Origin of the sequence: Hymenobacter sp. 15J16-1T3B (assembly GCF_020711235.1) — a bacterium.
GTDB lineage: Bacteria > Bacteroidota > Bacteroidia > Cytophagales > Hymenobacteraceae > Solirubrum.
The window spans coordinates 29009-49339 of sequence record NZ_JAJFAV010000007.1 but is presented as its reverse complement, the minus strand read 5'-3'; the positions used below and the strand labels follow the sequence as shown (position 1 = coordinate 49339).

20 protein-coding genes are annotated in these 20331 nt (G+C 64.0%); 15 read left to right on the top strand and 5 right to left on the bottom strand.

The window, feature by feature from the left end:
* Positions 1 to 14 precede the first annotated feature (14 nt).
* The 3 genes from LJ737_RS13215 to LJ737_RS13205 all read right to left on the bottom strand — a co-directional run bounded on the left by LJ737_RS13215 (position 15) and on the right by LJ737_RS13205 (position 1872).
* Positions 15 to 551, bottom strand: coding sequence for an iron-sulfur cluster co-chaperone HscB C-terminal domain-containing protein (locus LJ737_RS13215; RefSeq protein ID WP_227766425.1), 537 nt, complete (start codon positions 549 to 551; stop codon positions 15 to 17).
* 97 nt (positions 552 to 648) lie between these two features.
* Complete coding sequence (locus LJ737_RS13210) at positions 649 to 993, bottom strand: putative quinol monooxygenase (protein ID WP_227766423.1); 345 nt, start codon at positions 991 to 993, stop codon at positions 649 to 651.
* A 105-nt stretch (positions 994 to 1098) separates the two neighbouring features.
* The gene (locus tag LJ737_RS13205; protein WP_227766421.1) at positions 1099 to 1872 is read right to left on the bottom strand and encodes an SAM hydrolase/SAM-dependent halogenase family protein; all 774 of its coding nucleotides are present in this window, start codon (positions 1870 to 1872) and stop codon (positions 1099 to 1101) included.
* A gap of 145 nt (positions 1873 to 2017) precedes the next feature.
* On the opposite strand from LJ737_RS13205, the gene LJ737_RS13200 reads away from it, so the two are divergent.
* The 14 genes from LJ737_RS13200 to LJ737_RS13135 all read left to right on the top strand — a co-directional run bounded on the left by LJ737_RS13200 (position 2018) and on the right by LJ737_RS13135 (position 18280).
* Positions 2018 to 3097 (top strand): PhoH family protein, encoded by a 1080-nt coding sequence (locus tag LJ737_RS13200; protein WP_227766419.1) that lies wholly within the window; start codon positions 2018 to 2020, stop codon positions 3095 to 3097.
* 71 nt (positions 3098 to 3168) lie between these two features.
* Positions 3169 to 3612 carry a GNAT family N-acetyltransferase gene (locus tag LJ737_RS13195; protein WP_227766417.1) on the top strand — a complete coding sequence of 148 codons (444 nt, stop codon included), beginning with the start codon at positions 3169 to 3171 and terminating at the stop codon, positions 3610 to 3612.
* A gap of 113 nt (positions 3613 to 3725) precedes the next feature.
* Entirely contained in the window at positions 3726 to 5981 is a 2256-nt protein-coding gene (locus LJ737_RS13190) for a ComEC/Rec2 family competence protein (RefSeq protein ID WP_227766415.1), read from the top strand.
* A 241-nt stretch (positions 5982 to 6222) separates the two neighbouring features.
* Positions 6223 to 7032, top strand: a complete 810-nt coding sequence (locus LJ737_RS13185) for an enoyl-CoA hydratase/isomerase family protein (RefSeq protein WP_227766413.1) — start codon at positions 6223 to 6225, stop codon at positions 7030 to 7032.
* Between the two features lie 458 nt (positions 7033 to 7490).
* A complete protein-coding gene (locus LJ737_RS13180) occupies positions 7491 to 7988 on the top strand; it encodes a sterol desaturase family protein (RefSeq protein WP_227766411.1) in 498 nt (165 codons plus the stop codon).
* Between the two features lie 37 nt (positions 7989 to 8025).
* Positions 8026 to 8934 carry a MerR family transcriptional regulator gene (locus tag LJ737_RS13175; RefSeq protein WP_227766408.1) on the top strand — a complete coding sequence of 303 codons (909 nt, stop codon included), beginning with the start codon at positions 8026 to 8028 and terminating at the stop codon, positions 8932 to 8934.
* Positions 8935 to 9171: 237 nt separating this feature from the next.
* On the top strand, positions 9172 to 9687 hold the full coding sequence (locus tag LJ737_RS13170) for an RNA polymerase sigma factor (RefSeq protein ID WP_111478994.1): 516 nt from the start codon (positions 9172 to 9174) through the stop codon (positions 9685 to 9687).
* Between the two features lie 298 nt (positions 9688 to 9985).
* The gene (gene crtID, locus LJ737_RS13165; protein WP_227766407.1) at positions 9986 to 11542 is read left to right on the top strand and encodes a bifunctional phytoene desaturase/3,4-desaturase; all 1557 of its coding nucleotides are present in this window, start codon (positions 9986 to 9988) and stop codon (positions 11540 to 11542) included.
* Between the two features lie 102 nt (positions 11543 to 11644).
* Complete coding sequence (locus tag LJ737_RS13160) at positions 11645 to 12526, top strand: phytoene/squalene synthase family protein (RefSeq protein ID WP_227766405.1); 882 nt, start codon at positions 11645 to 11647, stop codon at positions 12524 to 12526.
* A 59-nt stretch (positions 12527 to 12585) separates the two neighbouring features.
* Positions 12586 to 13083, top strand: coding sequence for a hypothetical protein (locus LJ737_RS13155; RefSeq protein WP_227766404.1), 498 nt, complete (start codon positions 12586 to 12588; stop codon positions 13081 to 13083).
* A 32-nt stretch (positions 13084 to 13115) separates the two neighbouring features.
* On the top strand, positions 13116 to 14351 hold the full coding sequence (locus LJ737_RS13150) for a carboxypeptidase-like regulatory domain-containing protein (protein WP_227766402.1): 1236 nt from the start codon (positions 13116 to 13118) through the stop codon (positions 14349 to 14351).
* 61 nt (positions 14352 to 14412) lie between these two features.
* Positions 14413 to 15261 (top strand): 4-hydroxy-3-methylbut-2-enyl diphosphate reductase, encoded by an 849-nt coding sequence (locus LJ737_RS13145; RefSeq protein ID WP_227766399.1) that lies wholly within the window; start codon positions 14413 to 14415, stop codon positions 15259 to 15261.
* A 23-nt stretch (positions 15262 to 15284) separates the two neighbouring features.
* Positions 15285 to 16067, top strand: coding sequence for a fatty acid desaturase (locus LJ737_RS13140; protein WP_227766397.1), 783 nt, complete (start codon positions 15285 to 15287; stop codon positions 16065 to 16067).
* A 116-nt stretch (positions 16068 to 16183) separates the two neighbouring features.
* Positions 16184 to 18280 (top strand): tetratricopeptide repeat-containing sensor histidine kinase, encoded by a 2097-nt coding sequence (locus tag LJ737_RS13135; protein WP_227766394.1) that lies wholly within the window; start codon positions 16184 to 16186, stop codon positions 18278 to 18280.
* Here the strand turns inward: LJ737_RS13135 and LJ737_RS13130 are convergent.
* On the bottom strand, positions 18261 to 18998 hold the full coding sequence (locus LJ737_RS13130) for a LytR/AlgR family response regulator transcription factor (protein WP_227766392.1): 738 nt from the start codon (positions 18996 to 18998) through the stop codon (positions 18261 to 18263). The two genes, LJ737_RS13135 and LJ737_RS13130, sit on opposite strands and share 20 nt — an antisense overlap.
* A gap of 282 nt (positions 18999 to 19280) precedes the next feature.
* Here LJ737_RS13130 and LJ737_RS13125 point away from each other — a divergent pair, with 282 nt between their 5' ends.
* Complete coding sequence (locus tag LJ737_RS13125) at positions 19281 to 19829, top strand: hypothetical protein (protein ID WP_227766390.1); 549 nt, start codon at positions 19281 to 19283, stop codon at positions 19827 to 19829.
* A gap of 88 nt (positions 19830 to 19917) precedes the next feature.
* On the opposite strand, the gene LJ737_RS13120 is transcribed toward LJ737_RS13125, so the two are convergent.
* Positions 19918 to 20295 carry a heavy-metal-associated domain-containing protein gene (locus LJ737_RS13120; protein ID WP_227766389.1) on the bottom strand — a complete coding sequence of 126 codons (378 nt, stop codon included), beginning with the start codon at positions 20293 to 20295 and terminating at the stop codon, positions 19918 to 19920.
* Positions 20296 to 20331: the final 36 nt, after the last annotated feature.

Below are 20331 nucleotides of genomic sequence, written 5' to 3'. Positions count from 1 at the left end.
ACGCGGACCGTTGTTCAGGATCGGGAGGCAAACTTAGCCAGACTTTCGCGGATGCGCAACAGGTAACGCCGTTTCAGGTAATACGTGCGGGCTTGCAGCAGGGCGGCCGGGCGCTGCTCGGTGGGCAGGGCGGCGTAGCCTTCGAGCACCGGGCGCGCCTCCGTTTCCAGCTCAGCGTCAAGGCGCTCCACTTCGCTGCGCACGCGCGCGGCCACCGCCGGATCGAAGTCGAATTCCAGCTCCATGAGCTGCTCGTTCAGCTCCATTACCTCCATTAAAAAATCGGCGGGCAGCTCCTGTTTGCCTTCTTCTAGCAGGCCGTGCCGCTGCAAAATGTACTGCAGCCGCAGGTCGAAATCGGCGAGGGTGCGGTAGGCGTTGGTGTTCTGCGTCGAGAGGTCGAGCACGCGCTGCTGCTCCGCAGGCGCGGCCGTGGCGTGAAAATCGGGGTGGTATTGCCGGCTGAGGGCGTAGTATTTGGCCTTAAGGGCTTTTTCGTCGGGCAAAAAGCTCTCGGGCAAGTCGTAGAAAGCGAAGTAATCGGGCTGCATCAGAAAAGGCGCGGCGCAAACGGGCCGCGAAAGGGTACAACAGCGTCAACGGGAAAAGCTCCCGGCCGGACGAGGCGGGGCGCCGGGCTACCGCGGCTCAGAGCACCGAATCGGGGGCGGCGGCCGAGGTGGCGGGCGGCAGCTGCGCCGTGTCGGCCGTTACCGGGTTGACCGAAAACGCCAGCGGCGGGGCAGCAAACAGCTTTTTGGTAGCCGGCCACACCTCGCCGAACAAGGCCGAGCGGCGGTAGGCGTCGAGGTCGGCGGCCGAATCCCAGTGGCTGTAGGTCCCGAACACGTGCGGCTGGTCGGCGTCCTGCCACAGCTCCATGTGCCGGCAGCCCGGCTGCTGCCGGATGCGTTCCTCCGAGGCCCGGAACACGTCGAGAAACGCCGCCACGGCCTCCGGCCGAAACGTCATGCGCACGATGCGAATAATCATCGAGGGTGAAATTGTGAAGTGGTGAATTTGTGAAGAGCGAAATGTGTAATCGGCCCTGCCGCCGGGAAGGCGGCGGGGTATTCGCAACTTCACAAATTCAAAATTTTACTCTTGCGGAAACCGCACGTCCACCTGCGAATCGAAGTGCAGGCCGAGCAGCTCGGAGGCGTGGCCTTGGTTGACGCCGATGCAGAGCCGGTCTTGGCTGTTGTACACGCACACGGCGTCGCCGGGGTCGGCGGTTTGGTAGTGGCGGGCCACGCCGCGCACGGCTTCGCGGCCGAAGTGAATGGTGCAGGGCCGGCCGTGGCCCACGGCCTCAATGGCTTCGCGGGTGATGTTGGTGACGAGGTTGCCGTAGTGGTCCACGTGCACCACGTGACCGGTGATGCGGTGGTCCTGCAGGCGCAGCTGGCGGTTCAGGAGCTGGTAGAGCTCGGTGCTGAGCGGGCCCAGGTCGGTGAGCTTGCCGCCCTTGGCCAGGTGTGCGGCGGCGGGGGCCAGCACGTCGCGGGTGGGGGAGGCGGGCCACTCGGCGGGCGTGGGCAGCACCACTAGGTCGTCGGGGCGCGCGTCGGTGAGCAGAGTCAGGATGCCGTTGTCGGCCGCCACGAAGTAGTGCCCGCGCCAGGAGGCCGCGTGCCAGCCGCGGCGGCCCACGCCGTGGTCGTCGACGCCGATAAGGTGCACCGTGCCCTCCGGAAAATCGGCAAACACGGCCCCGAGCACGTGCACGGCCTGGGCCACGTTGAAGGGCTCAATGGCGTGAGTGATGTCCATCACCGGCACGGCCGGCGCCAGGCGCAAGAGCCGCGCCTTCACCGCGGCCACGTAATGGTCGCGGTAGCCGAAGTCCGAGAGGAACGTAATCAGCGCCATTCGCCGTTTCTAAGAAGAATGCGTACTATTGTTTTACCCACCCGTGGGGCGGCAAAAGTAGGCATTCGGCCCGGACTGACCGCTTTTCCTGACGGGCTCTTTTCTTCCCACCACTGCGCCTTAGGCGTTTACTCTCTCCATTAGTTTGGTCGAAAAAGTCATCACGCTCGAGAATGTGTCGCTCGTCGACTTCTTGGGGCCCGACAACCAGAACATCCGCCAGCTGGCTGCTGCCTTCCCCGGCAGCAAAATCATCTCGCGCGGCAACGAAATCAAAATCCAGGGCCAGACGGCCGTCATCCAGCGCATCAACGACATTCTCAGCTCCTTGATCGAGCACTACCACGAGTACGGGCAGGTAACCGACAAAACGGTGACCCAGTACATCGGGGCGTCCGACGAAGAGCTGCAGGACGCCAAGCTGGCCTCGTCGCCCGACGTGATTCTGTTCGGGGCCAAGGGTGGCGTCATCAAGGCCAAAACGGCCAACCAGCAGCGCTTGGTCGATGCCGTCAACAAAAACGACCTGGTGTTTGCCCTCGGGCCGGCCGGTACGGGCAAAACCTACATTTCGGTGGCCCTGGCCGTGCGCGCGCTCAAAAACAAAGAGGTCAAGAAAATCATCATTTCGCGCCCCGTGGTGGAAGCCGGTGAAAGCCTGGGCTTCCTGCCCGGCGACATGAAGGAGAAAGTCGACCCCTACCTGCGCCCGATTTACGACGCGCTGGAGGACATGCTGCCGCCGGAGAAGTTCAAGTTCTACCTCGAGAACAAGACCATCGAAATAGCCCCGCTGGCTTACATGCGCGGCCGCACCCTGAACCACGCCTTCGTGCTGCTCGACGAGGCGCAGAACACCACGCCCTCGCAGCTGAAGATGTTTCTGACCCGCATGGGGCCGAACGCAAAGGTGATGGTCAACGGCGACCGGAGCCAGGTGGACTTGCCGACGAAAATCAAGTCTGGCCTGTTTCAGGCGCTTGATATTCTGAAGGATGTGCCCGGCATTGGCTTTGTCGAAATGTCGGCCGAGGACGTGGTGCGCCACCGCTTGGTGAAGCAAATCGTGCTGGCCTACGACAAGCACGACGCCGACCAGGAGCGCGCCCAGCGGGAGCGGCCCGTGCGCCCGGCCCGCTACTACCAGCCCGGCCAGCGCCCCGAGCACCACCAAGCCGAGGACTTGCCCGCCGACGAGCTGCCCGTGAACCACGAGCAGGAGTAAGCGGTGGCGCCAACGCCGATTATGACGCGGCGCGGTAGCTTTGCTGCCGCGCCGTTTTTTTATTGCTGCTTATGACCACCGCTCACCGCATTACCGATTCGCCGGACCTCGACGCGGCCTTTGCCATCCGCCACGAAGTGTTCGTGCAAGGCCAGGGCGTGCCCCCGGAAAAAGAGCACGACCAGCACGACCAGACCGACGCCCGCCACTACCTCGCCCGCACCGCCGACGGCACACCCTGCGGCGCCGCCCGTTGGCGCGTGACGGAAAACGGCGTGAAGCTGGAGCGCTTCGCCGTGCTCGAAGGCTTCCGCAACCAGCAAGTGGGCGCGGCCCTGCTGCAAGCCGTGCTGCGCGACGTAGCCGCCGAGCATGCTGGGGCCGAGGTGTACCTGCACGCGCAGCTGGCAGCGGTGCGCTTCTACCTGCGCCACGGGTTCGAAACGGTGGGGGAGAAGTTTACCGAAGCCGGCATCGAGCACTACAAAATGCGCTGGGTGCGGCCAGCTGCCTAACGCCGGCTCCGCGGCAGCGGTCCGGACTTGCCTGCGCCCTGGAATTTTCCTAACTCGGCGGTTGCTGCTTCGGCGGTGATTACCGGGTTAGGATTTTTTGTTTCGATTTGTCAATGGCTATCCGTACCACCACGATTCCGTGGGCTACCCATCCGGCCGTGCGCCTCGTGCTGGCGCTGATTGCCGGCATCATCATCTGGTTTTACCGGGCCGAGGCCCTGCCGGAGCTGCTGCCCTGGCTGGCCGGGGGCGTGGCCGTGTACCTCGCCGCGCACCTGTGGGCCGCGCGCCAACACGTGCCGAGCCTGAACGACGCCGTGGGCGGGCTGGGCCTGCTGGTGGTGGTGCTGACCGGCACCACCGTCGCCCAACACGCCACCGAAAGCCGGCAGCCCGACCACCTGTACCAGCAGCCCGGCATCGAGTTTTACCGCGCCGTGGTGGACGACGGGCCCGTGGTGCGTCCCAATACCTACGCCACCACGCTGCGGGTATCGGCAGTGCGGGTGGCGGGGCAGTGGCGGCCCGCGCGGGGCGGCATTCGGGTGAGCATTCCGCGCTACGAGGCCGAAGTGGCCGCGCCGCAGTACGGCGACATATGGCTGGTGCGCGGCGCGCCGGCCCCGGCCAAGGCGCCGCTGAACCCCGGCGAGTTCGACTACCGCCGCTACCTGGCCTACCACCAGATCTACCACCAGCAATTCATTCACCCCGACCAGTACCGCATCGTGGGCCAGGCGCCGCCCAGCTGGCTGCGGCTCTGGAGCATGCAGTGCGCCCGCGTGCTCGACGGCGTGTTTCGGCGCTATGTGAAAGCGCCGCGCGAATTTGCCATTGCCGACGCCCTGGTGCTGGGTTTGAAGGACGACGTGGACAACGAAACGAAACAGGCCTACGCCAGCACCGGCACCACCCACATCATGGCCGTGTCGGGCCTGCAGGTGGGCCTGCTGTTTGTGCTTCTGCAGCTGATGTTGAGCGGGTTGTTTGGGCATACCCGGGGCTTCCGCTACTGGTCGGCGGCGCTGGGCCTGCTCGTTATCTGGGGCTACGCGTTCCTGACGGGCCTGTCGGCCTCGGTGCTGCGGGCGGCAGTGATGTTCAGCTTCGTGGCCGTGGCCAAAGCCGCGGGCCGGCAAAGCAATATGTACAATACCCTCTCCGTGGCCGCTTTCTGCCTGCTGCTCTACGACCCGTACCTGCTGGTCGACGTGGGCTTCCAGCTGTCCTTTCTGGCCGTGCTCAGCATCGTATACCTGCAGCCGCTGATCGGCGACAAAATCGACGCGCAGGAGTGGATGGCGAAGAAAAAGCGGCCCTGGCAATCGAAACGGCAGCAAAAGCTCATGTTTGCCGCCGGCTGGCTGCTCGACTGGCTCTGGCAGGCGGTGGCGCTATCGGTGGCGGCGCAGGTGGCCACGTTTCCGCTGGGGTTGTTTTACTTCCACCAATTCCCGCTGACGTTTTTGCTGTCGAACCTGGTAGCCGTGCCGTTGTCGTCGGCGGCGCTGTACGTCGGGCTGGCGCTGCAGCTCGTGGCTGGGCTGGCGTGGCTGGGCACCTGGCTCACCGGCTGGCACGGCTTCGACTACCTGCCGCAGGGGTTCGGGTGGGCGTTTGAAAAGTTGATCTGGTGCTTCAACGAGTACATTGTGTGGGTCGGCCGCTCCCTGCCCGGCGCGCTGGTGCAGGGCATTCACCTCACGCCGGGCCAAACGTGGCTGCTCTACCTGCTCATTGGCACCGGACTGGCGTTTCTGGCGTGGCGGCGGCTGGCCTGGCTGGGCGCGGGCGTGGCGGTGGCCGTGCTGTTTGCCTACAGCCGCGTGGCCGAAGCCCGCGCCACCGCCCAAGACCGGCGCCTGATCATCTACAGCATTCCGCGCCGCTCGGCCGTGGGCCTGCACGACGGGGCAGCCGCCCTGGTGATGACGCCCGACTCCCTGCCGCTGAACAACACCGAGCAGACCTACCGCGTGTTGCCGGGCCTCATCGGCCGCGGCAACCGCCAAGTGCGCTACGTGGCCGGCTGGGACACGGCCGCGGCGGCCGTGTGCGCCTTGCCCCGCCGCGGCCCGGTGCTGCTGAGCTGGCACGGGCGCCGCGTGGCCTGGGTGCGGGAACGGCTCTGGCGGGGCCAGCAGCCGGTACCCGTCGACGTCGTGGTGCTGCGCCGCAACGCCCGCGTGTGGCCCGAGCAGCTGCGGGCTACTTTTGGCCAGCGGCCCGTCTACGTATTCGACTCCTCGTGCCGGCGCTGGTACGTGGAACAGCTCACGCCCCAACTGCAGGCCGCCGGCCTGCGCGTGCACGACGTGACGATGCAAGGCGCTTGGGTTGAAGTGGTTGCGGGCGGGGCAAGCAACTAAGCGCCAGGCTTCTGCGAGTATCTGCCCACAGCCGCCGTCCAAAGTTGCCGCGGCTTCGTACATTCTACTCCAAACCGAATGGTGCGGCCTTGCACAGTTTTATTGTCGCATCATTTTTGCTAGGTTTGGCTGACGCCCTTTTCGGGCCTCCGCTGCGCACCGGGCCGTTCCGGCTCCACGTCTCCGGTCGGGAGAACAACGCGCCGCCGGGCCCTCCACCACACCGACCACGCAACAACTCATGGAAGACATGGCTACCCAGGAGCTCGAAGCGTTACAGTACATTCGCTACGAGGCCAATGATTCTATTGGCTTCATTACGCTCAACCGCCCCGAAAAACGCAACGCCCTCAGCTCGGAGCTCGTCTCAGAACTGAAACTTGCCTTCGAATACGCCGAAAACGACGTGGCCTGCAAGGTCATCGTGCTGCGTGCCGAGGGCCCGGCTTTCTGCGCCGGCGCCGATCTGGCCTACATCCAGGAGCTGCAAGGCTTCGGCTACAATGACAATCTGGCCGATTCCACGCACCTGATGCAGCTGTTTCACCAGATCTACACGCTCAAGAAAATCGTCATTGCCCAGGTGCAGGGCCACGCCCTGGCCGGCGGCTGCGGCTTGGCCACGCTCTGCGACTTTGCCTTCGCTGTGCCCGAAGCCAAGTTCGGCTACACCGAAGTAAAAATCGGCTTCCTGCCCGCCATCGTGAGCGTGTTTTTGCTGCGCAAGATCGGCGAGGCCCGCACCAAGCAGCTGCTGCTCACCGGCGACGTATTCGGCGCCGATCAAGCCGTGGGCTACGGCCTCATCAATGAGGTGGTGCCCGCCGACGAGCTGGCCGGTCACGTGTACCGCTTTGCCCGCCGTCTTTGCGTCGAAAACTCGGCCCAGAGCATGGAAGTAACCAAGGAAATGCTGGCCCGCTTGCCCGAGCTGCCGCTGGAAGAGGGCCTGCGCTACGCCGCCCGCCTCAACGCCGAGGCCCGTGGCTCCGACGACTGCCGCCGCGGCATCTCGGCTTTTCTGAACAAAGAGAAAATCACCTGGAATTAGGAACCACCGCCGGCCGCATTGGCTGCTATTGGCCATTGCGGCCGGCGGTTCGGACAGCAGTCCTTGCGAGCAACGCGAAGCAATTGTTCCGCTCGCGGCACCTCGGCCGAACTGGCAGAAGCCAAAACCAGCACCGCCCGAAACTGTTGTTCAAACGGTTTCGGGCGGTGCTGGTTTTGGGTAGCAAGTAGTGTAGCAGCGGTGCTACTGCAGGAAGAATTGCCGCACTTCGCTCGCAATGACTAGTAGTGCCACCGTTCTGCGTACTATCCCACTATGATGGCGGAGAACCGATACGTGATGCCATTCTTTGCTATATACCGTTGATTGCTATGCTCATAGTGTTAGGCGTAATCCTTTTCCTTGCCGGGCTGCGTATCTTCCCATTTCGAACCATTCATTTTTACCGGTTACGCGGCGTATTGCAAACATCTGCCAGCGTCGTCGGTTAGCTCCACATGAATCTGCCTGCCGGTCTGGCCCTTAGCGGGCTTACGTTTCTGGGAATGGAATTCGTGGCGTGGTTCATGCACCGCTTTGTGCTGCACGGGCCGCTGTGGTTTGTGCACCGCTCGCACCACGTGCGCCACCCCCACCGCTTCGAGCGCAACGACTTCTCGTTCGTGTTCTACGGCGCCCTTTCGGTGCTGCTAATGGTGTACGGCGGGCCGGCCAAGGACTGGCGCTACTGGGTGGGCGGCGGAATTGCGGCCTACGGTACGCTGTATTTCTTCGTGCACGATGTGCTGATTCACCGCCGGTTGCCTTTCTGGAAGCGCACCCACAATACCTATTTGCGCGCCCTGAACATGGCCCACAAAATGCACCACAAAACCACCGGCCGCGACGGCAGCGAGGAGTTTGGCCTGCTGTGGGTGTCGCCGAAATATTTCGCGCTGGCGCGGCGCAAGCCGGGCGCCGGTGCCCGCCCCGAGCGCCCGGCCGCGGCGCAGTAATTTCACTTGTTTCCCTTTTTCTATTCCGCTTACCGCCGTGGGACAGTTTTCTATTAAGGATCTGGAAAGCCTTTCCGGCATCAAGGCCCACACCATTCGCATGTGGGAGCAGCGCTACGGGGTGCTTTGCCCCGAGCGCACCGCCACCAACATCCGCACGTACTGCGACGCCGACCTGCGCCGCCTGCTCAACGTGGCCACGCTCTGCGAACGTGGCCACCGCATTTCGCAGGTAGCCAGCCTCTCTGAGCAGGAGCTGTGCCGGGCCGTGGCCGCCTGCTGCGACGACCCTCATCAGTTTAACCCCCAAATAACGGCCCTGCTCACCGCCACGCTCGACATGGACGAGCGCCGCCTGAGTAGCGTCCTCTCGCACGCCGCCGAGGAAATCGGTTTCGAGGCGACGGTAATGAACATTGTCTACCCATTCCTGTATCGGGTGGGCGTGCTGTGGCAGACTGGTAGTCTCAACCCGGCCCAGGAACACCTGGCCACGCATTTGCTGCGCCAGAAGCTGCTGGCCGCCGTCGATGCGCTGCCGGTGCCGCAGCAAGACGAGGCGCCGCGCTGGGTGCTGTTTTTGCCCGAGGGCGAGCTGCACGAGTTGGCGCTGCTGTTCATGAATTACCTGCTGCGCGTGCGCGGCTTCCGAGTGCTGTACCTCGGACAGAACCTGCCCATCTGCGAGCTAGCCAAAGTGTGCCAGCACTACCGGCCCCAGCACGTGGCGACGGTGCTTACCACGGTGCCCGAGCGCGACCAGTTGCCGCAGTTCCTAGGCAAGCTGGCCCACCTCTGCACCGATATCGACTTTGTGCTCTACGGTCCATTGGTGCACCAGCCCGACCTAGCACTGCCCCCGCGCTTCCGGCGCGTGGAGCGCATGACCGATTTTATTCACTTGGTCGAACAAGCTACCGCCGTATCGGAGGCGGCTCCAGCTTAGTGTAAAGGGTGTAAGTGCTTGATTATATAGTGTTTATAAAATTGTTGGCTAATCAAGCTATTGGGCAGCCTACCAAACGGGAGGTGAATAACTGTTCATCGGACAAAACGAGGCGTTTGCCGACTGTATCCGGCCCTTGACCGAAACCAGGCAAATAAAATAGGGGGGGGCCGTATGCTTACAGAGTTCTTTCGTATGTTTGTTTAGCTTTTGGTCACCAAACGTTAAACAGGCTGTATGACTTCCCTGGAATTTACCGACCAAGTACAGAAGATTTCCTACTCGCTTCGGCCCGCGGCCATGAACCTGACCCGCGACGCCGATGATGCCAAGGACTTGGTGCAGGAAACACTGCTGAAGGCCCTCTTGAACAAAGAGAAGTTCAAGACCGGGACCAACCTGAAGGCGTGGCTCTACACCATAATGCGCAACACGTTCATCAACAATTACAACAAGATAACGAAGCGCAACAGCCACATTGACACCACCGAGTACTTCCAGTACTTCAACACCGACGAGAATTACATCACCCACAACGGCGCCCAATCGGACTTCGTGGTGACGGACATCAACGAGGCCATTGCCCACCTCGGCCACGAGTACCGCACGCCGTTTATGATGTACTACATCGGCTACAAGTACCAGGAAATTGCGGAGAAGCTGCAAATTCCCATTGGTACCGTCAAAAACCGCATTCACATTGCTCGCAAGGAGCTGAAAGATGCCCTTAAGGTCTACGCTCCCGGCGCGTAGGGGGAAGGAGTAACTACGCCGGGCGCGTGTACGGGCCGCAAGCTGCAACCTCACCGAGGCCGTGGCTTGCGGCCTTTTGCGTATCGGGCGCGGGCTAGCCGCTGCGCAGTAGTATGTTTCCAGACTTTGTAGCTTGCGCGGCGGGCAGCAAGTAGGACTGAGCCGCCCGCATTGACCTTAAATGCAACAAGTATTAAGACGATTTAATGGGAAATCCTACCAATAAGTAGCTCGTCTGCGAAACAAAGTTTTCCCACAATCGGTAGCTTACCATAACCCTTTTACGCCGTCACTCCGCTTGAGTCCTTCCGCATCTGCTCCCGAAGTTGTTGTAATCGGTGCCGGCTTTGCCGGTTTGGCGGCTGCCGCCTGCCTGGCCCAACGCGGCTATAGCGTGACGGTGCTGGAGAAGAACGACGGCCCCGGCGGCCGGGCACGCGTGTTTGAGGCTCAAGGCTTCACTTTCGACATGGGCCCGAGCTGGTACTGGATGCCCGACGTGTTCGAGCAGTTCTTCGCCCGCTTCGGCCACCGGCCCGGCGACTTTTACGAGTTGGTGCGCCTCGACCCCTCGTACCAAGTCATCTTCGGCCCCGGCGACGTGCTGCCGGTGCCGGCCGCCATGGACGCGCTGCGCCGCACCTTCGAGCAGCTGGAGCCCGGGGCGGGCGCCCGCCTGGATGCGTTTTTGGCCCAGGCCGGCTACAAGTACGAAGTGGGTATGGGCAAATTCGTGACCAAGCCCGGCCGGTCGGTGCGCGAGTTTGCCGACCCGCGCCTGCTCGTCGACGCGGTGCGGCTGGACCTGCTCTCCAACATGCGCAAGCACGTGGGGCGCTACTTCCGCCACCCCAAGCTGGTGGAGCTGATGGAATTTCCGGTGCTCTTCCTCGGCGCCACGCCGCAAAACACGCCTGCGCTCTACTCCCTGATGAACTACGCCGACTTGGCCCTCGGCACGTGGTACCCGCTGGGCGGCATGCACGAAATCGTGAAGGCCATGGTGCGGGTGGCCGAGGAGCAGGGCGTGCGCATCGAGTACAATCAGGAAATCGAGGCCATCGAGGTGGCAAACGGCCGGGCTACCGGCGTGCGCACCGCCGCGGGGCTGCGCCCCGCCGGCATCGTGGTGGCCGGCGCCGACTACCACCACGTGGAGCAGCACCTGCTGGCGCCCGAGCACCGGCACTACTCGCCCAAGTACTGGGACACGCGCACGATGGCGCCTTCGTCGCTGCTCTTTTACGTGGGGCTGAAGCACAAGCTGCAGAACGTGGAGCACCACAACCTCTTCTTCGACGAGGACTTCAACCAGCACGCCCACGAGATTTACGAGGCGCCGCGCTGGCCCGCCAAGCCGCTGTTCTACGCCTGCGTGCCCAGCGTAACCGATGCTTCGGTGGCACCCGCCGGCCAGGAAAACCTGTTTCTGCTCATTCCCGTGGCGCCCGGTCTCTCGGGCGACGACGAAGCCACGCGTCAGCGCTACTTCGACATGGTGATGACCCGGCTGGAGCGTCACACCGGCCAGCCCGTGCGCGACTGGGTTATCTACCAGCGCAGCTACGCCCACCGCGACTTCAAAGCGGACTACCACGCCTTCAAGGGCAACGCTTACGGCCTGGCCAATACCCTGCGCCAAACGGCTATTCTGAAGCCCACGCTGAAAAGCCCCAAGGTCGACAACCTCTACTTCACCGGCCAGCTGACCGTACCCGGTCCTGGGGTGCCGCCCTCGCTGATTTCGGGGCAGGTGGTGGCCGGGGAAGTCGAAAAGGAGTTTCCCATCCCGAAGCCTGGCGCGGCAACGCCAACGGGAGCCGGCGCGCATAACGTATCTTATAGCCAGCGTTGAGGCGCCGCCGCCCGGGCGTCGTCTGGCTGCCCGCCCCATACCCCGCACCCCGGCGGCTTTCCGCAAGCAAAAGCCGGGCGAAGTCCACACCAATTCACTGCCATGGCCACTCTTTCCCCACCCGCTGTTTCGCCGCCCGTCGTGGACCATGTGGCCCTGTTCGACCGGGCCAGCCTGGCCTGCAGCAAGCGCATTACGCAGTGCTACAGCACCTCGTTTACGCTGGGCATCCGCACGCTCGACGTGCGCTTTCACGAGGCCATTTACGCTATTTACGGCTTCGTGCGCTGGGCCGACGAAATCGTGGACACCTTCCACGACCGGGACAAGGCCGCCCTGCTGCGCGAGTTTCGCGAGGAAACCTACCGGGCCATCCGCGAACAGTTCAGCATGAACCCGGTGCTGCACGCCTTTCAGCTGGCCGTGCGCCGCTACGGCATCGACCGGGAGTTTATCGAGGCGTTTCTGCGCAGCATGGCCATGGATTTGGAGGACCTGTGCTACGATGAGCCTTTGTATAACGAGTACATCTACGGCTCGGCGGAAGTGGTGGGGCTGATGTGCCTGCGCGTGTTTTGCGAGGGCGACGAGGCCGAGTTTGAGCGCCTGCGCCACCCGGCCCGGCGCCTCGGGGCGGCGTTCCAGAAAATCAACTTCCTGCGCGACCTGCGTTCCGATTACGAGGACCGCGGGCGGGTGTACTTCCCCGGCCTGCGCTACGAGTGCTTCGACGACGAGGCCAAGCGCGCCATCGAAGCCGACATCCGGGCCGATTTCGAGGCCGGCTACGAGGGCATCAAGGCCCTGCCGCGCACGGCCCGGTTGGGCGTGTACATGGCCTACGTGTATTACCTGAAGCTCTTCGACAAAATCCGCCAGCAGCCCGCCACTCGTATTCTGGCCGGCCGCGTGCGCGTGCCCGACAACACCAAGCTGCTGCTGCTGCTCGGCTCGTACTTCCGCTACCGCCTGCGCGCCATCTGACGCCGGCCGCCCCAAACCTTATTGCTCTAGCGTTGCTCCTGCTTACCTGCCTGACCGCCGTGATATCCGCTGCCGACACCGACGCCCACTCGCCCTACGCGCTGCACGCGCTGCGCCGCCACTACCGCCAGGCCGCCCACGACGAGGCCGCCAGCCGACGCTTCCACGAATTAATGAGCCAGTACACCGCCGACAATGCCGTGGTGCTGGCCTACAAAGCCGCGTCGGAGGCCATTCTGGCCAAGCACACCGGCGGCCTGTTCGACAAGCTCGACCGCGTGAAAACGGCCAGCCGCCTGTTCGACCACGCCGTCAGCCTCGACCCCAAGCACCCCGAAATCCGCTTTTTGCGCTTCAGTATCGAAAGCAACCTGCCCAGCTTCCTCGGCGCCAGCAAGCACGTGCACGAAGACAAGGGCCTGCTGGTGCAAACCCTGCTGGCGCACCCGCATTCCGGCCTCGACGCCGAGGCGTTTCAAGTGGTGCGCGACTACCTGGTGCAGGGCAAGCACCTCACCGATGAGCAAGCCCACCGCGTGCGCCAACTGCCCATCTAATCCCGCCGACCCGCCCCGCCGCCTTCCACACCATGCCTGCCTTCCCAACTTCCCGATCCGTTGCTGCGCTGCGGCGCCTGGGCTTGCTGCTGTTCTGCCTCGGCAGCGCGGCCAGCCTGCGGGCGCAGGGCGTAGTGCTGCAGGGCCGGGTGCTCGATGAGCGACAGCAGCCGGTGCCCTTCGTGAGCGTGGCCTTGCCCGACGGCAGCAGCGGCACGGCCACCAACGAGGTGGGCGAGTTTCGGCTGCGCCTGCCCGCGCCCGCCACGCAACTGGTGGTGTTCGGGGTGGGGTACCAGCGCACTACAGCCGCCGTGCCGGCCAGCGGGCAGCCGCTGACCGTGACGCTGCCGGCCAGCGTGGTGGCCCTGCCCGAGGTGCGCGTGAGCAGCCGGGAGCAGGCTACGGCCCTGGTGCGGCGCGCCTACGCCAAGCTGCTGCGCCACCAAGCCGATGCGTATTACGGCAAGGCCTTCTACCGCCAGAAAACCAGCCAGGCCGGGCAGTACCGGGAGTTTTTCGATGCGTTTGCCGACATCCGCTTCTCGGCGCAGAAAATCGACGGCTGGGACCTGGGCGAGGCGCGCTTTGCCTACACGCCCGGCGGCGTCGACTTCACCAACTTTTCGGCCGTCACCCGGCTGCTGCCCCTGTTTCAGGCGCCGGCCGACAAGCCTGGGCGCTTGCTGCTGCCGCTTAGCCCGGACGGCCTCGGCGCCTACGCTTTTTCGCTCGACGCTTACCTGACCGAGCAGGGGCGGGAACTGGCCGTGGTGAGCTTTGCCCCGCCGGCCGGCCGGCCCAACGCCGCCACCGGCAAGCTGTACATCGACCCGGCCACCGCCGCCCTGCACCGGCTGCAGCTTAGCCTGCCGGCCGACCTGATGCTGAACACGGGCGGCGGGAAAGGGGAGGGGGCCGGGCACGAAGGCTCGGTGCTGCGCCTGACCACCGACTTGGTGCCCGTGGCCGACTCGCTCACCCGCTTGGCCAGCAAGCGGGCCGAGCTGGACATGACCTTTCTGGTGCGCGAGGCATTTACCGAGGACGTGCACGTGTCGTCGACCTTTCTGGTGTACCAGCTCACGCCGCGCCTCAAGGGTCAGGCCTACGCCGCCATGGGTCAGCAAACCAACGATTTGCAGCAAATCCGCAAGCGCCGCTACAACCCGCAGTTCTGGCGTGACAACGAAATTATCCGCGCCAGCCCCGTCGAAGAGCGGGTGGTGCGCGACTTCGAAGGCCGCCGGGTCTTCGGCCGCCTCTGACCTCCGCTTCCCCTTCCGTTTCCTGCAACCTTCTCCCTTTTTCCGCGGTTACATTTTCACCATGTCGCTCAACCTCAGCGTCCGCATCGACCCGCATTCCGGCTTCTGCTTCGGGGTGATTTACGCCATTCAGATGGCGGAAGACATCCTCGACGAGCAGGGGTATCTGTATTGCCTCGGCGACATCGTGCACAACGACGAGGAAGTGGAGCGCCTGGAAAAGCGCGGCTTGCGCATCATCGACTACGCCACCCTGGCCGGTCTGCGCAGCGAGAAAGTGCTCATTCGGGCCCACGGCGAGCCGCCGAGCACCTACCAGATGGCCCTGCAAAACGACCTGACGCTCATCGACGCCTCCTGCCCGGTGGTGCTCAAGCTGCAGAACCGCATCAAGACCAGCTACGACCGGAAGGACAAGATTTTCATCTACGGCAAGCACGGCCACGCCGAGGTGCAGGGCCTGCTCGGCCAAACCCGCGGCGACGCGGTGGTGTTCGAAAACCTCGACGAGCTGCTGCGCCACGAGCTGCCCCCGAACATTACCCTCTACAGCCAGACCACCAAGAGCACCGACTCGTTTTACCGCATCAAAAACGAGCTGGAAACCCGCGGCTACCAAGTGTCGGCCAACGACACCATCTGCCGGCAGGTCTCGAACCGCGACCAGGAGCTGCGCCGCTTCGCCACCGACTACGACCAGGTGGTGTTCGTGTCGGGCACGAAAAGCTCTAACGGCAAGGTGCTCTACCAGGCCTGCAAAGACACCAACCCCAACACGCACTTCATTTCCAAAGTCGACGAGCTGGACGCCGCTTGGTTCCGGCCCGGCCAAACGGTGGGCATCTGCGGCGCCACCAGCACCCCGATGTGGCTGATGGAAGATGTGCGCGACGCGCTGCTGCGGCTCTGAAGCGGCGCCTGAGCCAGTAGCGAATGAGTAACGCAAACCATATCCGGAGCAGCGCCGCGGTACGCGAAGAACCGTTCGGCCACGCCTTCGCGCCCGCCCCGGCGAAGCCGCGCCTGAAACCCGCGCCGCTGGGCTGGCGGGGCGTGGCGGTGGCTGGTCTGATAATCGTCTGCTGGACGGCGCTGCTGACCTACCTGCTGGCCTACTACCAGCCCGACTGGCGTACGCCCGCGCCCTACCTGCTGCTGCTGCTGCAAACCCACCTCTACACCGGCCTGTTCATCACTGCCCACGACGCCATGCACGGCGTGGTCAGCCCCAACCGGCGCCTCAACAACGCCATCGGCACGGTGACGGCGCTGCTGTTTGCCTACAATTGGTTTCCGCGCCTGCTGCCGCGCCACCACGCCCACCACCGCCACGTCGCTACCCCCGACGACCCTGATTTTCACGACGGCCGCCACCCGGCGTTTCTGCTCTGGCTGCTGCGCTTCGCGCGCAACTACATCACCGTGTGGCAGGTGCTGCTGATGGCGGCGACCTACAACGTGCTGAAGTATTTTTTCCCGATGAGCAATGTTATTGCCTTCTGGATGATACCGGCCGTTCTTGCCACGGTGCAATTGTTCTATTTTGGGACGTACCTGCCCCACCGCGGGGAACACGCGCCCGACAACGTGCACAAATCGGGCACGCAACTGCCGCATCACCTGTGGGCCTTCGTCAGCTGTTATTTTTTTGGCTACCACTACGAGCACCACGATCAGCCGTATTTGCCGTGGTGGCGGCTTTGGCAAACCAAATAAGGGTCGAGCTTAGAAAACTGCGGGCGCGGTAAAAGTCGATTGTCCTTCTTTTTTCCTATTTTTAGCTAGCGAAAAAAGAAGTCAGCGCAGCGGGCCCCGGCCCAAGCTCCATCCATATGCCCCTCAACCCCCGTCGTACTCCCCGCCGCTACCGCCTGCTAGGCTGGCTGCTGCTGGGTTGGCTGGCGGTGCTGCCCGCTCGCGCCGACATCCGCGACGACGACAGCCAAGTGGGCTTGCCGGGGAGCCTGCGCTACGCCCCGCTGACGACCTCGGCCCCCGAATCCTTGCAAGCGGCCCAGCGCGAATTGCAGTTGGCGGAGGGTGGCTCGCCCGGCACTACCGGCGGGGCCCACACCCGTATGGCCACGGTGCTGCTGCAGTTGCACCGTTACGACCAAGCCCTGGGCCACGCCCAGAAGGCGCTGCGCTTTTACCAGGAAGCGGGCAAGCCGACGGCCAGCAGCTGGCTGCTGCTCGGGCGGGTCCGCTTTGCCCAGGGCGACACCGGCCGCGCCCGCGTGAGCTACGTACAGGCCCTGCAGCAGTTCGGCCGCCTGCACGACGCCACCGCCGAGGCGCACACCTACGAGCACCTCGCCGACCTCTATGCCAGCGAGCGGAACTGGGGAGCGGCCCTCAACAACTACCAGCGTGCCTACGGCATCTGGCAGCGCTTGGGCAACCTGCGCAGCGCCGCCGTGACCCTGCACGCCATCGGCCGCATGCACCTGGAGCAGCACCACTTCAGCCGGGCCGTGTACTACCTGCGGCAAAGCGCCGAGCAGGCCACCGCCCTGCACGACAGCGTGGGCGTGGCCTACGCCCTGCACAGCGCCGGCGAAGCTTACGCCACCGTGGTGGGCAACCAGGAAGTGGCGCTGGGCTACTATACCCGCGCCCTTGGGCAACTGCCCCGCCACGCCACGCCGGCAGAACTGGCCGCTACGCTCTACGAGTCGTTGGCGCGGGGCAACGTGGCTCTCGGCAACGCCGATGTGGCCGAGCGCTACCTGGCCAAAGCCCAGCCACTGGTGCAGCGGGCGGGCAGCAAGGCCCGCTTGGCTCAGGTATTCCAGCGCCTGTCCGACTTGTACCGGCAGCGCGGCGAAGTAGCGCCGGCCCTCACGGCCCTGTCGCGCTACGTGAGCTTGCAGGACAGCGCCGCGGCCGAGCGCCGCGCCGAGCAGGTGGCCGAGCTGCGCACGCGCTACGAAACCGAAAAGAAGGAGCGGGAAATTCAGCTGCTCATCAAGAAGCGCGAAGTGCAGGAAGCCAACCTGCGCCGGCAGAAGCTGGCCCGCAACGTGCTGGCCGTGGGCACCGTGCTGCTGCTGCTGACGGTGGTGGCCCTACACCGCGGCCGCAAGGAGCAGCTGCGCGTGAACTTGCTGCTGGAACGGCAAAACGCGGCCATCAGCCGGCAAAAGGAAGAGCTAGACCGCCTCAACCGCACCAAGGACACGTTGTTTTCGGTGATTTCGCACGATTTGCGCAGCCCACTCAGCTCGTTGTACTCCCTGCTGACGCTGCTCTCGATGGGCACGCTGCCGCCGGAGAAGATTGCCCAGCACACCGACCGCCTCAGCCGCACTCTCGACACCACCCTGCGCCTGCTCGATAACATGCTCAACTGGGCCGCGACCCAGATGCAGGGTGCCGGGCCACGCACCGAGTACTTCCGCCTCGACGCCATTGCTGAGGAGTGCCTAACCCTGTTGTTGGGCGACGCCGAGCGCAAAAACATCATGGTGCTCAATCACCTGCGCGAAGAGCACCCCGTGCGCGCCGACTTGAACATGACGCGTTTGGTGCTGCGCAACCTACTCTCCAACGCCATCAAGTTTACGCCCTCGGGCGGCACCGTCACGCTCTCGGCCACGCGGCAGGGCAAGTGGTGGCAGGTGGCCGTGCGCGACACCGGCGTGGGCATTGCCCCGGCCGACTACACCAAGATTTTCGGCGAGGCCGGGCACCACACCACCCTGGGCACGGCCCGCGAAAAGGGTACCGGCCTGGGCCTGCGCCTCTGCAAGGACTTTGTGGAGCGCAACGGCGGCCAGCTCACCTTCGAAAGCGAGGAGGGCCGGGGCTCGACGTTCCGCTTTACCGTGCTGGCAGCCGAACCGTCCGTCGCCCCGGCCCCCGACGCGGTTCGGGGCCGCTCTCTGGGAGCGGGGCCTGGGGTGGCCCCTAGTGTTGCCGCCGAATAAGCGCTTTGTTGACTACCCGCTCGGTCACCTGGTCGCGGTAGGTCTGGCCCAGCGGCAGTGCGCGGCCACCCACTTTCACTTCCTGGCTGCTGAGGGCTTCGATGCGGGCGGCATTGACGAGGTAAGAGCGGTGCGTACGCACGAACATGCCCGCCGGTAGCTGCTCCTCAATGTTTTTCAGGTTCACCAGGGTCAGGTGCGTGCGCCCGTCCACGGTGTTGATTTTGGTGAAGTCCTTCAGGGCTTCGATGTAGAGCACCTCGCGGTAGTGCAGGCGCACGAACTGCGAATCGGTGCGGATAAAGAAGGAACCCCAGCCGGAGAGCAGGTCATCGGCGCCGGCGGGCGGGGTTTGACTGGCGCGCAGCAGCCCGGCCACTTTGTTGACGGCTTTCAGGAAGCGGTCCAGCGAAATCGGCTTGAGCAGGAAGTCGCACACGTCGAGGTTGAAGCCCTCCATGGCGTACTGCGGGTAAGCCGTCATCAGCACCACCAGCGGCGGCTCGTGCAGGGAGCGGACCAGGTCCAAGCCCGACAGGTGGGGCATCGTCACGTCGGAAAACAGCACCTGCACGGGATGTTCGAGCAGGTAGCTGTGGGCTTCCAATGGATCCGTAAAGGTGGCCTTCACGTCCAGCACGTCCGTCATGGCAACGTACGCCTGCAACAGGTCCAACACCAACGGATCATCATCGAGAAGCAAGCAAGAAATCTTCATGACTGAGTGGAGCAGCAACAATGGCGGTGAATATACTAAGCAAAGAATGTAGAAGCTACTTCATCGCCGAAGAATATCAGTTGAACGACTGCTGGAAGGGGTTGGTAGACCACCGGGAGAAGGTTTCCCCATTTTAAGCAAATCAAGTGACAACTTTTGCGTACACAGGTCAGACCCAGCCGTTACCACCCGGCTCCCGCAGTAATCGGGGTTGATTATCTGCGCGTTGTGCTCCGCCTCCTGCTGTTTGATTTGTGTTGCTTGGCTCTTTTTTCCTGATTCATGGCTCACCTCAGTTCGGTGGCCCCTCCGCCGGTGGTATTGGGGGTGGCCCTGACGATTGCGCGCCACCAGCGGCCGCGCCCCCTGGCCTCTACAATCCGCACGCGTTCGGTCAAGTTGCGCATTGACCCCTCGCTCGAACAGATCTACCTCATCGAGGCCACCTTGCCGGGCAACCTGGAGTGCCTCGGGCCGCTGACCCAACCGAACGTGACGGCGCTGTACCTGCGCGCCGCCCGGCTCGAACTACTGCCCGTGCTGCGGCCCGACGGCCGGCCGCAGCACGGCCCCTCGCTGGCCGCGTTGGCTACGGGCAATTGCTTTATTTCCACGCAAAGCCACAAAACCCTGCTGGCCGGCTTTGGCGAAGACGATATTCGGCCGGACCGCATCGACATGGTGGTGCAGGGCCGCGTGAATCTGCTCGACTACCTGCGCACCGATTGGTTTACGCTGGAGCTGTCGGGCACGCACCGGCGGCGCTTCAGCCGGCCCCTGCCGCTGCGCTTGCAGCTGGAATTTGAAACGCAGACGGGGGCGGTGGCCTGACCCCAATACTTATTAAATGACCGCGGCGGCCCGGCGCAGGAAAACTCCTGGCGCCGGGCCGCCGCGCGTAGCTACACCAGCGCCGGTCTTAGTGGACGGCGTTGGTTTTCTTGCAGCAGTCGGGCAGCCGGTCGTAGGCCTTGGCGTTGGCCGCGGTGGCGTCGGCGTCGTAGCCGGTGGCTGTCACGGCGGCGCGCAGGGCTTCGGGCGTGGTTTTGTCGGCGCGGTAGCTTACCGTCAATACCTGCGTGGGCACGTCGAGCAGGGCCGACTGCACGCCTTTTTCGTAGGCCATGGCTTTTTCGAGGCGGGCCTTGCACATGTCGCACACGGCCGAGGTTTTGATTTGCACTTGCTCAGTGCCGGGCTTGGCTTTGGCCTTGGCGGCCGGCGTCGTTTGGGCCTGAGCGGCGGCGGCAGTGAACACCACCGAGAAAGTCAGCAGGAGGGAGCGGAAGAGGTTCATATCAGCAAAGAAGTGAAGCGAGTAGAAAGTACCCGG

Bases quoted from the DNA above. Each gene is read 5' to 3' on its own strand.
- LJ737_RS13145 (WP_227766399.1), top strand. From the start codon at position 14,413: ATGTCGCTCAACCTCAGCGTCCGCATCGACCCGCATTCCGGCTTCTGC.
- LJ737_RS13120 (WP_227766389.1), bottom strand. From the start codon at position 20,295: ATGAACCTCTTCCGCTCCCTCCTGCTGACTTTCTCGGTGGTGTTCACT.
- LJ737_RS13210 (WP_227766423.1), bottom strand. From the start codon at position 993: ATGATTATTCGCATCGTGCGCATGACGTTTCGGCCGGAGGCCGTGGCG.
- LJ737_RS13150 (WP_227766402.1), top strand. From the start codon at position 13,116: ATGCCTGCCTTCCCAACTTCCCGATCCGTTGCTGCGCTGCGGCGCCTG.
- LJ737_RS13135 (WP_227766394.1), top strand. From the start codon at position 16,184: ATGCCCCTCAACCCCCGTCGTACTCCCCGCCGCTACCGCCTGCTAGGC.
- LJ737_RS13160 (WP_227766405.1), top strand. From the start codon at position 11,645: ATGGCCACTCTTTCCCCACCCGCTGTTTCGCCGCCCGTCGTGGACCAT.
- LJ737_RS13185 (WP_227766413.1), top strand. From the start codon at position 6,223: ATGGAAGACATGGCTACCCAGGAGCTCGAAGCGTTACAGTACATTCGC.
- LJ737_RS13195 (WP_227766417.1), top strand. From the start codon at position 3,169: ATGACCACCGCTCACCGCATTACCGATTCGCCGGACCTCGACGCGGCC.
- LJ737_RS13140 (WP_227766397.1), top strand. From the start codon at position 15,285: ATGAGTAACGCAAACCATATCCGGAGCAGCGCCGCGGTACGCGAAGAA.
- LJ737_RS13205 (WP_227766421.1), bottom strand. From the start codon at position 1,872: ATGGCGCTGATTACGTTCCTCTCGGACTTCGGCTACCGCGACCATTAC.
- LJ737_RS13125 (WP_227766390.1), top strand. From the start codon at position 19,281: ATGGCTCACCTCAGTTCGGTGGCCCCTCCGCCGGTGGTATTGGGGGTG.
- LJ737_RS13215 (WP_227766425.1), bottom strand. From the start codon at position 551: ATGCAGCCCGATTACTTCGCTTTCTACGACTTGCCCGAGAGCTTTTTG.
- LJ737_RS13180 (WP_227766411.1), top strand. From the start codon at position 7,491: ATGAATCTGCCTGCCGGTCTGGCCCTTAGCGGGCTTACGTTTCTGGGA.
- LJ737_RS13130 (WP_227766392.1), bottom strand. From the start codon at position 18,998: ATGAAGATTTCTTGCTTGCTTCTCGATGATGATCCGTTGGTGTTGGAC.
- LJ737_RS13190 (WP_227766415.1), top strand. From the start codon at position 3,726: ATGGCTATCCGTACCACCACGATTCCGTGGGCTACCCATCCGGCCGTG.
- LJ737_RS13170 (WP_111478994.1), top strand. From the start codon at position 9,172: ATGACTTCCCTGGAATTTACCGACCAAGTACAGAAGATTTCCTACTCG.